This window comes from Planococcus liqunii (assembly GCF_030413595.1).
Lineage (GTDB): Bacteria > Bacillota > Bacilli > Bacillales_A > Planococcaceae > Planococcus > Planococcus liqunii.
Genome location: NZ_CP129238.1, coordinates 1,421,602 through 1,433,829, shown reverse-complemented (window position 1 = coordinate 1,433,829; position 12,228 = coordinate 1,421,602). Strand labels below are relative to the sequence as shown.

Annotated in this window: 14 protein-coding genes and 1 riboswitch; of the genes, 3 read left to right on the top strand and 11 right to left on the bottom strand. The window is 45.3% G+C overall.

All coding sequences use genetic code 11. From position 1 onward, the window contains the following. Positions 1–97 precede the first annotated feature (97 nt). The 6 genes from QWY22_RS07260 to QWY22_RS19565 all read right to left on the bottom strand — a co-directional run bounded on the left by QWY22_RS07260 (position 98) and on the right by QWY22_RS19565 (position 5,400). Positions 98–448: a hypothetical protein gene (locus tag QWY22_RS07260; RefSeq protein ID WP_300983759.1), complete on the bottom strand. Its 351-nt coding sequence runs from the start codon at positions 446–448 to the stop codon at positions 98–100. Between the two features lie 159 nt (positions 449–607). Beyond that, positions 608–2,146 carry a gluzincin family metallopeptidase gene (locus QWY22_RS07255; RefSeq protein WP_300983758.1) on the bottom strand — a complete coding sequence of 513 codons (1,539 nt, stop codon included), beginning with the start codon at positions 2,144–2,146 and terminating at the stop codon, positions 608–610. 214 nt (positions 2,147–2,360) lie between these two features. Next, a complete protein-coding gene (locus QWY22_RS07250; protein ID WP_300983757.1) occupies positions 2,361–2,873 on the bottom strand; it encodes a GNAT family N-acetyltransferase in 513 nt (170 codons plus the stop codon). A 515-nt stretch (positions 2,874–3,388) separates the two neighbouring features. Then, on the bottom strand, positions 3,389–4,783 hold the full coding sequence (locus tag QWY22_RS07245) for a M1 family metallopeptidase (protein WP_300983756.1): 1,395 nt from the start codon (positions 4,781–4,783) through the stop codon (positions 3,389–3,391). Then, a complete protein-coding gene (locus QWY22_RS19570) occupies positions 4,780–4,914 on the bottom strand; it encodes a hypothetical protein (RefSeq protein ID WP_367281298.1) in 135 nt (44 codons plus the stop codon). Before QWY22_RS19570 ends, QWY22_RS07245 begins: the two co-directional genes overlap by 4 nt. 243 nt (positions 4,915–5,157) lie before the next feature. Beyond that, positions 5,158–5,400, bottom strand: a complete 243-nt coding sequence (locus QWY22_RS19565; protein ID WP_367281297.1) for a nucleoside/nucleotide kinase family protein — start codon at positions 5,398–5,400, stop codon at positions 5,158–5,160. Between the two features lie 148 nt (positions 5,401–5,548). After that, a riboswitch (PreQ1 riboswitch) is annotated at positions 5,549–5,592 on the top strand. A 7-nt stretch (positions 5,593–5,599) separates the two neighbouring features. Here QWY22_RS19565 and queC point away from each other — a divergent pair. Genes queC through queE form a run of 3 tightly spaced genes read left to right on the top strand, consistent with a single transcriptional unit; the run spans position 5,600 to position 7,391 of the window. Further along, positions 5,600–6,265 carry a 7-cyano-7-deazaguanine synthase QueC gene (gene queC / locus QWY22_RS07235; protein WP_300983754.1) on the top strand — a complete coding sequence of 222 codons (666 nt, stop codon included), beginning with the start codon at positions 5,600–5,602 and terminating at the stop codon, positions 6,263–6,265. Continuing rightward, complete coding sequence (queD, locus tag QWY22_RS07230; RefSeq protein ID WP_300983753.1) at positions 6,262–6,687, top strand: 6-carboxytetrahydropterin synthase QueD; 426 nt, start codon at positions 6,262–6,264, stop codon at positions 6,685–6,687. Before queC ends, queD begins: the two co-directional genes overlap by 4 nt. Then, on the top strand, positions 6,684–7,391 hold the full coding sequence (queE, locus tag QWY22_RS07225; RefSeq protein ID WP_300983752.1) for a 7-carboxy-7-deazaguanine synthase QueE: 708 nt from the start codon (positions 6,684–6,686) through the stop codon (positions 7,389–7,391). Before queD ends, queE begins: the two co-directional genes overlap by 4 nt. A 481-nt stretch (positions 7,392–7,872) precedes the next feature. Here the strand turns inward: queE and QWY22_RS07220 are convergent, their stop codons facing one another. The 5 genes from QWY22_RS07220 to QWY22_RS07200 form a co-directional block, all read right to left on the bottom strand. Next, complete coding sequence (locus tag QWY22_RS07220; RefSeq protein ID WP_300983751.1) at positions 7,873–8,706, bottom strand: STAS domain-containing protein; 834 nt, start codon at positions 8,704–8,706, stop codon at positions 7,873–7,875. A gap of 139 nt (positions 8,707–8,845) precedes the next feature. After that, positions 8,846–10,237, bottom strand: coding sequence for a Na+/H+ antiporter NhaC (gene nhaC, locus QWY22_RS07215; protein ID WP_300983750.1), 1,392 nt, complete (start codon positions 10,235–10,237; stop codon positions 8,846–8,848). Further along, on the bottom strand, positions 10,224–10,484 hold the full coding sequence (locus tag QWY22_RS07210) for a hypothetical protein (RefSeq protein ID WP_300983749.1): 261 nt from the start codon (positions 10,482–10,484) through the stop codon (positions 10,224–10,226). The genes nhaC and QWY22_RS07210 overlap by 14 nt, the downstream gene beginning before the upstream one ends. Positions 10,485–10,546: 62 nt before the next feature. After that, positions 10,547–11,614: an AbrB family transcriptional regulator gene (locus QWY22_RS07205; RefSeq protein ID WP_367281296.1), complete on the bottom strand. Its 1,068-nt coding sequence runs from the start codon at positions 11,612–11,614 to the stop codon at positions 10,547–10,549. Positions 11,615–11,785: 171 nt separating this feature from the next. Then, a complete protein-coding gene (locus tag QWY22_RS07200) occupies positions 11,786–12,175 on the bottom strand; it encodes a GNAT family N-acetyltransferase (RefSeq protein ID WP_300983748.1) in 390 nt (129 codons plus the stop codon). Positions 12,176–12,228: the final 53 nt, after the last annotated feature.

The following is a 12,228-nucleotide window of genomic DNA, read 5'->3' as shown; positions in this document are numbered from 1 at the left end:
CAGCAAGGCTCAGAAGTCGGCAAAGACATCGGCAGAAGATAACAAACAAAAATCCCCGATTGCAGGTCTCTGCAGTCCGGGGATTTTTCTTTTGCGTTCAATCGGAAGTGCTTTTCTTTTTCATAAGAATCAGGCGATTAGTCGATGAAATCACATCCACTTGTTCATCGCCTTTGTGGTACATGACAGAGGCACCTTCTCTCACCCCTTTTTTCCAGCCGCTGGCCCGAATAACGACTTCATAACCAAAAGGAATGCCATCCTCTTCTGAAGCACCGTTCCAGTAATACAATTTTGCGGTTTCTTTGTCTTCTGTAATTTCCGCAAAAACCGGCTCCGGGAACCCTCCCAGTGCTTCAGCCGGTTCGTAAGCATAAAACGTAGCCACATACAAAAAACCGGCAAGCAAAATAAAAAAAGCACCCAGCCATGCAAGCTTGCTCTTCATCTGTCCGCCTCCTACTTTTACCGAAACATCTTATGTATATGTACGCTTTTCTTTGAATAAAGTTACGAAGAATAAAGTGAATGACAAATTTCTTTTGCCATAAAAAACAAGCGGTTGCTTGCAGCCGCTTGTTTCACTTCGTGCTTTTCGTTTTATCTTTTAAAATTTCCCCGGGTATTCCTTTGCCAGCTTTTCATTCAGATCTTCGAGCATATAAGGATTCCATACCAGTTCCTGTTCAAAAATCATTTTATAGCCGCTTAATGCGCTTGGCGAATTAATTTTTTGATAAGCTTGCTCCAACAGGTCCAACTCCAACGGATCGTAATAGCCGCCGCTTTCCTCGTTCAAAGCTTTAGCTTTTTTGACGAGCTCTAATGATTTTACCGGATCCATGATTAACTGCACTTCAGCGAGCAGCAGCAAATCATCTATTAGAAACTCCTCTTCCCCTTTGCTGATTTTTTCCTCCAGGGCCGTAATTGTTTTTCCATACAATCCCTGCTCTAAATAAATATCGGTCAAAATCCAATAGGCTTCATCCACATCAAATTTATTACCGCTCTTTTGAAGACGTTTTAGGATTTCTTCCGCTTTGTCAAATTGTTTTGTGTCAATGGCATTATACGCTTGATCCAATTTTGCATTGCGTGTTTTTTGTTCTTCAAGCATATCTTTCAGAAAGGTTTTCTGGAATTCTGCGAGCTCCATGCCGGTCAATTCTTCAAGCTTGCGGTAAAATTCCGAGGTATTTCTGGAAGCCAGTAAATCAGGAATAAACTCCGTTCCATGGTCCATCACCAAGGATTGCACAGCCAGAAAACTCTGTGCATATGGATCATAACTCTCAGTAGATGCCTCCTCGAATTCCGTATAGATATCCAGACTGCGGAAATTGATCAGCTCGACCGATTGAAGATCGTACCAGTAACTATTGTCTTCCGCCAAAAAATCAGCAAGCCCTTCTTCAAACCAGGACGGAATCCGTTGAATTCCCAAGTTATTTTCTTCAGCATATAAATGGCTCTGGTAGTGGGTATATTCGTGAAGCAGGATCAGCTCCCAAATTTCATCATCAGGCATCAGATGAATCGTCCGGTTGCCGGAATTGTAATAACCCGCAATCCCTTCCATGCCCGAACTTGATTCAAGCGATTCATAGCTGCCGTGGAATTCTATCGACAAGCCACTGTCATCTTTTATGCCAAAATAGGAATAGAATCCTTGTTTTTCTTGTTGAAGCAGCTGGTCGATTTTTTCAATGTGGAGTTCCTGCTCTTCGGAATAATAATAGGTCACTCCATTTTTTTCAGTTTTCAACATTTCCTTCTGGGAAGGCACCTGGAAAATGCTGCTTGCAAAAAGGCGGGATTTTTCTGCATAAGCTAAATTATTGTCTCCAACTGTATATTCCACAAAAGAGTTGGCAACTGCAAAAGAGCCGACTACGGTTGACAGAAAAATAGAGAAAATCATTAAACCGATGTGTTCACGGACCGTACGAAACCCCATAAATTCCAAGCGGTTCGTCACCACTCCATAAACGCTCAATACAAAAAGAATCAGGCAAACCAAAAGGAATAACGAAGCAATTGCCAGCCCTCCCACAAGCCCTTGGTGAAAAATCAATAAAAAACTCGCAACCGATGCCGCAACGAGTATTAAAATCAAAGTGAAAAACTTCATTTTGCTGTTCATGTCATCCTCCGTCTTTCTGTCTTGGCAGTTTTTTGCCCGGTTCCGTATCGTTCTGTAAACTCATCCGATTTTCAATATGCACTTTCCTATATCATTCCCCTTCAGCCGGTTAACTACGCAAAATATTAAGTCTTAGAATAGATTTTTATTGAAATTGATTTTTGGGGTTTTAGGAATATTAATTATTCCTCCAGCCTATTAACTAACTCTCAATTTACAGGCGAATATCCTTCAAGGATTTCCAATGAAATACCGTTTCGCCCAGCTGCGTGCCGGCAATTTCGATTTCCAGCCGGCTGATTGCTTTTCCGCCCAAGCTCTTGTAAAAGCCGCATGCTGGATTGTCTTCCAGCGCCAGGACAATGAGTTCATCAATGTCCTGCTGCTGCAAATCGTCGATAATGGGCTTTAACAAGTGCTTGCCTAAACCGCGTCCCTGATATTCTTTTAAAATATAGATGGCATACACTTCACCGACAGCATCCCCAAAATTCCCTGTCCGTTCTTTGCCGCCTGTCGAAAAACCGGCTACTTGATTGCCGCTGGTCACCGCAACAAATACCTGGCTGGCAGAAAGATTTTTCCGCCATTGCTGTTCCCGGCTCTCGTAGTCCAACTGATTCAAATAATCCTGGGGGACAATGCCGCTATAAGTGGTTTTCCAACTGTCTATATGAACTTGGGCAATCCCTTTCGCATGACCTAGATCCGCTCGTATAATATGCATCAAATAACCCCGATCTTTTCTATATTTTAACAGCATCTTCTTTCAGAAAATAGCTTTATTTTTAATAAAAAAAGCGCTTCTTTTTAGAAGCGCTGAGCTTGTAGACAAAAGAATTTTTTATACTTGAGAGAAGAATTAACATACTACTGGACATCCCGATCCTCCGTTTCAGCCAGACGTGTTCCGCGGGCTCGCTGGAGTCGCCGGCTTTCACTTCGGATCCTGAACATGAAGGCTATCCAGAGGTGTCACTTTTCACCTTGGGATGTCTTTTAAGCTTCAATCCGATGACCATTCACTTGCGAATCCAAAGAGACGCCCCAACCGGTTCGGCGACGGAGACTCCTGTGGGACAGCGAAAGCTGAAGACCCCGGAGGTGCGAAGCGGCGAGGAGGCTGAAGCTGAGCCCACTGAAAGCGAAGTGGCCGGTCCGGTTGGTTCTATGCATCGCTATGCATCTCATCTAGGCTTTGTCTACAGTCTGAGCGTTTCTTTTCAGAAGCGCTGTTTTTATTCACTGAAGCCAACTGTCCAAAAATTCACGTTGTTCTTCACCGTAATAAGAAGTGAAAAAATCTTTAAAGGTCGGCGTATTGACGTACTTGAATTGATACTCGTCATAATAAGCCGCTAAAAATTCCAGCGCTTCGTCACTGCCACCGCGTTCTGCGAAGAAATTCCGCAGCACGAGCGGCGCTTCCCCGTAAACGGTCGATACGTATTCACCTTCGTTGTATTCACTTAATGGCAGATTCGCATACTTCTCTTGGCGGTAAGCATCTGCTGCCATTTGTGCCGATCTGAATCCGTAATCTTCATCCTCGTAATAGTCCGAAAGGAAAATGGAAGTGGCAAACTCGGTGATGCTTTCATCAAGCCAAGCATCTTCGTATGAATCATTTCCCACAATATAATAAAACCATTGATGTCCAATCTCATGGACCAGCACTTCATCCAGCGCATCCCATGTACTGGCCACTTCAATCACGTTCGGGTATTCCATATAGCCGTCATTGGCAATGATATCGAGTTCCGGAAACGGGTTGTCCCCAATCCGTTCTTCAAAAAATGCGTAAGCTGCTTTTGCCTTTACAATATTTTCATCCATAAACTCCTGGTCCATCGGCATAAAGAGCCGCAGGACCGACTCATTTACTTCTACCGACTCATAGAGCCATTCTTCTGTATTCAAAAAAGCCAAGTAAAAATCTTTGATCCGCTCGCCTTTCACTGTACCGGATGAAGATGGCCGAATATCCCCTTCAGCGGCCGAACTGGCCACCAAGTATTCTTTCGGCAGCTTATAGCTCACTTCAAAATCTCCAAATCCGCTGTGGTAGCTCTCCCCGTTCATATCAAAATCCTGAATGTCCCATCCCTTATCATATTGGGCAAGCATCGGGTACCACTGCGCCAAAAAATAATTGTCCCCGTCCTGCGACAATCGCATACCGTTTTCCGGCAGTTTCATGGTATAAGCAACCGTTATTTCTTCCGTACTTTCCGGTTCCAATCCCGTTTCCAGCTCTACCAGCAATTTGTTGTTGTCCAGGCCATAAGACAATTCTTCATCTCCGCGCTTTACTGATTCGACAGCGACTTCAGCAGACGCTTGCGCCAATTCCGGCATCTCGTCCGGATTGATGGCATTCGGTATCAAATAAAAACCCAGATCTTTAAAGGTTTCATCGGACTCGTTCAGTACGTTGATGTCTGCCGTAATCCGGAACCGGTTTTGATCATCCATTTGCACATCCAATTTGTAATCCGCGCTTGCGCCCATTTCGGTCGCACCTTTTTCATGGCCAGTGTCACGCAGCAAGAAATAAATAATGGCTGCAGCAATCAAGACCGCAACCAGTGCAACCACAATCCACATCGTTCTTTTATTTGCCGTGTTGCGGTTCATATTGCATCTCCTATCTTGCTTGTACTGCTATCCAGCACCCAATCTGCCTGCTCAGCCGGCTTTAGCATTTCTTCATAATACGCTTCTGCTTTCCAGTAGCGGCGCTTCAATAAAGCATGATCGGATTGCATATTCTCTGATTCCCGTAAAAAACGTTGTTCTGCCGGACATTCCAGATATACTAAGCAATCAAAAAAATGGCGCCATTCTTTCCTTTGAAGAAATACCCCTTCAACTAGGATTATGCCTTCTCCAGGCAGACGGACCGTCTGCAAGGGACGGCTGTCTTGGTCCCTATCATATACCCAAAGGTCCAGCTGCTCCGCCGTTTTTAACTGTCCAAAGAAAAATTCAGCCAGATGCTCTGCTTCCCATTACAGAAAATAATATTCCTGCCACTCTTCGAGTCCGGTTCCATAACGCCGCTTCTTCTCCACAATAAAATCATCGATGTGAAAGACATAGACTGCTAAGCCCTGCTCCCTGAGACGGGCTTCCAGTTCTTTAGACAGCTTTGTTTTGCCAGTACGGCTGAAGCCATCAATGCCAAGGATTGTCCGGCTCGAAAAATTCTGCCAGTCCATTTGTGAAAACCATTCTTCCGGTTCTATTTTCAATTGTCACTCAAACCTTTCCTTCATTCTTCTATAAATCCTATTCGACGATTGGCTGTTTTTTCCTTCCTGCTCATTCATACGCTCGTTATCCCACAAAAGTTTCACGGTTTCCCCTATTTTATTCTATGTTATTATTAACAGTGTTCGAAAAAAAGAGGTTCGCAAACTCCCTCTCTAAAAAACTAAGGAGATGTTTCATTTGAAAAACGAAAAAGCGGTTGTCGTGTTCAGCGGCGGCCAAGACAGCACCACTTGCCTTTTTTGGGCATTGAAGAATTTTAAAGAAATAGCTACCGTGACTTTCGATTATGGACAGCGCCATTCAGCGGAAATCGAATGCGCCCGCAAAATTGCGGAAGAGCTCGGCGTCTCTTTCAAAGTGCTTGATATGACCTTGATCAACCAACTGTCAGCCAATGCGCTGACGCGGGACGACATCGAAGTAACAGCAACCGAAGGCGAATTGCCCTCTACGTTTGTGCCCGGCAGAAACCACTTGTTTTTATCTTTTGCAGCGGTTTATGCTGATGCCATTGGGGCCCGGCATTTGATAACAGGCGTCAGCGAGACCGATTTCAGCGGCTATCCCGATTGCCGGGATACATTCATCAAATCGCTCAATGTCACGTTGAACCTGGCTATGGACAAGCAATTTGTCATCCACACACCTTTAATGTGGCTCGATAAATCCGAAGTATGGGAACTGTCGGACCAATTGGATGCACTCGACTTTGTCCAGGAGAAAACCCTGACCTGCTACAACGGCATTCCAAGTTCCGGTTGCGGTGAATGCCCATCCTGCATCCTGCGAAACGAAGGGCTCAGCGCGTACAAAGCGAAAAAAGCTGCAGGTGCTCATTTATGATGCAGCAATTCTATCCTTCTATCCCGCACGAATTTCGATTCGAATTGAACAAAGACATGCATTTTTCAGCAGCCCATTTCATTCCTAGCGAAGACGCAGGAAAATGCCAGGAAATGCATGGCCACACGTATTTCATCAATCTCACGATTTGTGGAAACGAACTCGACACCACTGGTTTTCTAATAGATTTTAAACTACTGAAAAATTTAATCCATAAAAAATACGATCATTCGGTATTGAATCACCATCCTGAATTTGAAGCACAGTTTCCGACGACAGAACTCCTGGCCCAACAAATCTGGCAAATGGTTGAGAACCTTCTTCAATCCACTGCCAACCAGCCGCATTGCCTGCAAGTAATTGTCCGGGAAACGCCGACGAGCTATGTCGTATACCGTCCCTCCAAGGAGGACTTCCAATGAGAATACCGGTTATGGAAGTATTCGGTCCGACCATCCAAGGCGAAGGCATGGTCATGGGGCAAAAAACGATGTTTGTCCGGACCGCCGGCTGTGATTACTCCTGTTCGTGGTGTGATTCCAAATTCACATGGGATGGCACCGGCAAAAGCGTCTCTAAAAAGCCTGAAGATATCATTGGGGAACTTAAAGCGATCGGCGGCCAAGCCTTTTCCCATGTGACCATATCCGGCGGCAACCCTGCATTGCACAAAGGCATTGCCGAGCTGGTGGCTCTATGCCAGGAAAACGGCTGGAAAGTCGGCGTGGAAACGCAAGGATCGATTTGGCAGGACTGGATGCCGGCAATCGACGACATCACCATTTCACCGAAACCGCCAAGTTCCGGCATGAAGACAGATTTCGGCAAACTGGATTTTTTCATGGACAAGCTTGCGGGTGCCAATGCCAGCCTGAAAGTGGTCATTTTTGATGAAGAGGATTTCAAGTATGCCGAAGACCTCCATCTGCGCTACCCAGCTGTCCCGTTCTATTTACAGACCGGCAACAGCGACACGGCCACAACGGACGACACAGGCCTCACAGCCACCCTTTTAGAGCGCTATGAATGGCTCATCGATCAAGCCGTCCGCTCATCAATTATGAACAATGCCAAAGTCTTGCCACAGCTCCATACCTTGGTGTGGGGCAATAAACGCGGCGTATAAATAGAAAAAAATTCTTTTTTGAATATCACCGATATTTCGCAAACCAGCTGCGCTTGCCGCGGGCGAGCGCCAAGCCTCCTCAGCCGCTGCGCGTCTTGCGGGGTCTCGGCTGTCTCGCTTTCCCGCAGGCAAGACATTAGTCGAAGCCTGCGAGGCTAAGTCTTTGCGACGAAGTGCGCAGCACTGCAGGAGCAGTAGGGTTTTCTCCGCTGGGTTGCTCCATATCGTTGGAGAGCAATGAATAAATAGCATGACTACTCTTCCACTCTTTTTGATAAAAACAATTCTTTATGAAAAGAGTGAGCCGAATGAAGCGGAAAGTGGCGACTCCTGCGGGAACAGCACGAGCTGAAGCCCCTGGACGGAGCGCAGCGAAGGAAGCGGCTGAAGCCGTGCCCGCGGAAAGCGTCCACTTGGAGCGAAATGGCTTAGAGAATAGAATGTTTCTCAACAGCCTAAAAAAGCGTGAAATCGAATGATTTCACGCTTTTTCTTGTTCAGTTAAAACTTTCAGGGCCTGTTTGACCGTTGCATAAGACTCGGTCATCGACATGTCCATTCCTGTATTGACAATTGTCTGTGCAAGATCCGGACGCAGGCCGGCAACTACTATATGAATCCCCATCAAACGCAGTGTGCCGCCAATCTGGTAGATGGCTTCTGCTACTTGGGCATTGATCATCACTAAGCCTGAAAAATCCGAAATGACGTGCCGGACATTCATCTCAGCCAATTGTGGAATGACATTATCAATGATGTGGCGAACTCGTACTTCATCAATAAAACCGATTAGCGGCAAGACCACTATATCGTCCTGGATTGGGACAATCGGAGCTGATAATTTGGTCAGCTCTTTTCGCGTTTCTTCCTGATATTGATCTGACAGCCGTTCAAATGCAAAAAACGTTTCATTTAAACTGACGTCCAGAATTTGGCTGATGCGTTTTAAGATAAAGCCTGCTTCTCTGACAGTCAATTCAAGCTCTACGCTAAGATCGGTAAACATTTCATTGACAATTTCCCGCGTTGGGCCATAGCGCACCACGATTTCAGAAATTTTTCCGCCACCAGCAACTTGCATCGCTGCATTGTTTTTGCTCCATTTGATCAGTTCTTCCGGAACCACTTCTTCATCTTTATAAATCAATATATCGCCGAAAAAGCCAAGAAGTTGATTGTACATGGCAATGGCCTGTTCTTTTTCAGCATCTGAAATGACTAATCCCATTCTGCTGATTACACTTTCAACAATCTGATTGGAGATGGATTCTACATTTCCATTTATATAAGCAGAAAAATTCGTTATTCCGTTCATTGCTCTACCCCTTTTTGTATACTCGCTTTTATTATATATGAAAAAATACGCTTATACTTTAGAAATATTGACAACGAAAGGAATTTCTACCTAATTTCTTATACAACTTTTCAAAAGCACGCTACAGGTCCGCTGACGATTACAATTCTTCCGCTTTCCGGTAAGTCAGGGTTTTGCCGGTGTAGCCGAACAAAACCGTCAAAATCGGCGACAAGAGGCAAAAGAATGCAAATGGCAGATAAGTTAAAGTAGAGACCCCTAAAATGGAAGTGATGAAAATGCCGCATACGCTCCAAGGAACCAGCGGATTGACGACCGTCCCGGCGTCTTCCATTACTCGGCTTAAATTTTTCCCGGTAAGGCCCACTTTTTCATATTGCTTATGGAATGCTTGGCCAGTCAATAAAATCGACAAGTATTGTTCACCAATCAGGACATTGATGCCAATGGCCGTCAACGCCGATGCCGCAATCACAGAAGAAACTTTCTTCAGTACGCTCTCGAGTTTTCCGAGCAGGCATTGGACGATTCCGAGCGTGAACAACAAGCCGCCCATGCTGAGTGCGAGCAGAACCAAGCCGACCGTAAACAGCATACTTTCCATCCCGCCTCTTGAAAGCAGCGTATCGATGTCTTTAACGCCTGTTTCAGAAACGAAACCGCTGTACAAAATTGCCAGCACTTCTGCCGCGCTGTAACTGAAGTGGAAAAAAGAAATAGCGACTGCAACAATGGAACTGACGGCAAGCGTCATCATGGCCGGCACTTTTCCGATTGTTAAAATGATCAGGACAACCAACGGAATCATTGAATACCAGTGGATGGCGCCCGTATCCAGCAAGCCTTGCTGGAAAATGGCCACGTCGTCCACTTGGGCCACTGATGAATCCGGGGACAGCACGGCAAATACAATCAGTGAAATGATAAACGCCGGAACGGTCGTCCAGCCCATATTGCGAATATGCTCGAACAAATCCACTCCGACCATAGAAGATGCCAGATTGGTCGTATCGGACAGTGGAGACATTTTGTCCCCGAAAAACGCACCAGAAACAATAGCGCCGGCCGTAATCGCTAGCGAAATGTCCATAACAGATGCCATGCCGATAAACGCCACACCGACTGTTGCTACGGTCGTCAGTGAACTTCCGATAGACAGCCCGATAATGGAGGTAACCACAAAAACGATGGCAAAAAAGAACAGCGGCGTCACCAAGTTGAAGCCCGCGTATATTAGCGTCGGAATCGTCCCGCTCATCATCCAGCTGCTGATCAAGATGCCGATGAAGAAAAAGAGAAATACGGCACTCATGCCGGCTCCTGCTCCGGCGACCAAACCTTTTTCCAATTTGTAGTACGGCACGCCTTTGATGAGTCCGTAGCAAATCAATAGAAGAATTGCAAAAAGAATCGGCATGTGGGGAACTGCTTGAAATTTGATTAAGCTGACGCTAATGATTAGGACGATCAAAGCGGTTATGGCAAACGCTTCTTTGATGGATGGTGAAAAAACTTCTTTAATCTGAAACATGGCTGATTCCTCCTGGATGTAAAAAAATATAATAAAAAAAACCTGTCATCCCCATAAAAAAGGGACGAAGGTTTCTCCGCGCTACCACCCTATTTGACAGCCAATGGCCATCCACTTCATTAAAAAGTTGAAAAAACGGATGGCGTACTTCATCCATATCGCTGCCTGAATTTCCACCATACATCCAGTCTCTTCTTGCTGCCCGCGAAATACTTACTGCACCATCTTCAACACTATTTGATTGCATCTTTGATTGTTCTAAATCTTATCATGTTCCCCGTACAAGTCAAGAGCTTATTTTGCCAAAGACTAATTTTTTGGGGAAGATCCAGCGAAATCTGTGTTTTTCGCTTTCCCTTCCCTGCCCGCAACAAATTTTACGAACGGTACAATGAATACGGACAGGAAGATGATCCGGAACAATTGAAACGCCGTGACTACCGTTACATCAGCGTGCACCGATGCCGCAATGATGCCCATCTGATCCAGTCCACCGGGCACGACGCTCAGAAAACTCGTCGAAAAACTCAAATCGTACATATCCTGCAGAATAAAACTAAGTGCGTAAGCAAAAACAATGAGCACGGCACTGGAAAAAACAGAATAAAAGATCAACTTCGGTGTTAGTTTGATATCTTCTTTTTTCAAAAGCAGACCAATGTATATGCCAATCAGCAGTTGCGCAATATGAAGCAGCAAGCCGGGCATCATAGGAACATCAACTCCGGTGAGATTCAGCACCATAATCAGAAATATTGGGCCAAGCAAAAAAGCCGTCGGCACGTTGATTTTCTTAAATAGCATGCCTGCTGCGAAGCAGGCGGCCAAAAGCATGAAAAGATAAAACGAATGTTCGCCTTCCGCTGCCGTGCTTGGCTGTGCAGCGCCGCCGCTTGCCACGATAAACGGCACGGCTGCGACAATCAGCAAAACCCGGAGCACATGGTAAAACGTCACAGCGGTTAAGTCAACCGTTTTCTGTTCTTCTGCAAACGTAATGATTTGGGACATGCCGCCTGGTACACAACAGGTCATCGCCGTCGCTTTATCCACGTTTGTCCGGTTCGCCATCAACGAACTGATCATCAAAAACAATCCAAAAAACACAATATTGATGACGAGCATCGGCAGGAAATATTGTTTCATGCCATTTAGTGCATCAAGCGTAAACGCAATTCCAATGACGTATCCGGCAATCACCAGCCCGGTATTCCGGAAAGCCGCGTCCCACTTCAGCGAAACCGGCGTAAACAATTGGACCAGCAGCACCGCAAATAAAGAGCCTAGCAGCCAAGGCATGGGCGCGCCTAAAAATTCAAACAGCAAGGCTCCTGCCAATCCAACGATAAATGCTTTCCCCATCGGGTATAAGTTCAAATCGGCCATCTTCTTTCTTATTTTCCATTTCTATTTTTCTATTATAGCTTTTTTCTGTTCTCCATTAAAATTTTTCACTTCATCAGAAGCAAAAAAAGCCTGCCTTTAGCCGGCAAGCTTTCACGGTATATTGATTTCTGCTCAAGAGAACGGGTTGAAAGGATGGTTTTTTCATGAAATAGCCGGTTCCGAGTAGATGGGAATCGGCAAGTCAGAAGTGCCGCGCACCTTGGCAATGAAGCGTGCTGCCTCTTTGGACAAGTGCATTTCTTTGGAATGCATTTGTTCTCTCAAAACTTCTAGCATCCGGTAAGCTGTTTCTTCTTTTTGATAGGACGGGTTCACGGAAAAGTGCAAAATGATAAAGTATTCTTCGTGCTGTTCTACTCCAGCAAGACCTGTAATATTGTCGCCTTCTTTCCAAAGAAAAAGCTGCCGCTCCGGATTTTCCTCATACATCCGAATGGTCTCCTGCAGCAATTTAAAGTTGAGGCCTTTTGCCATCAACGACAATAATCCTATAGCCACTTTATTATATGATTTTCTGTATTTGTAAAACATCCTGCAATCCCTCGATTTCGCTGTCTGTAATCTAAAACGATATGTTGCGCTAG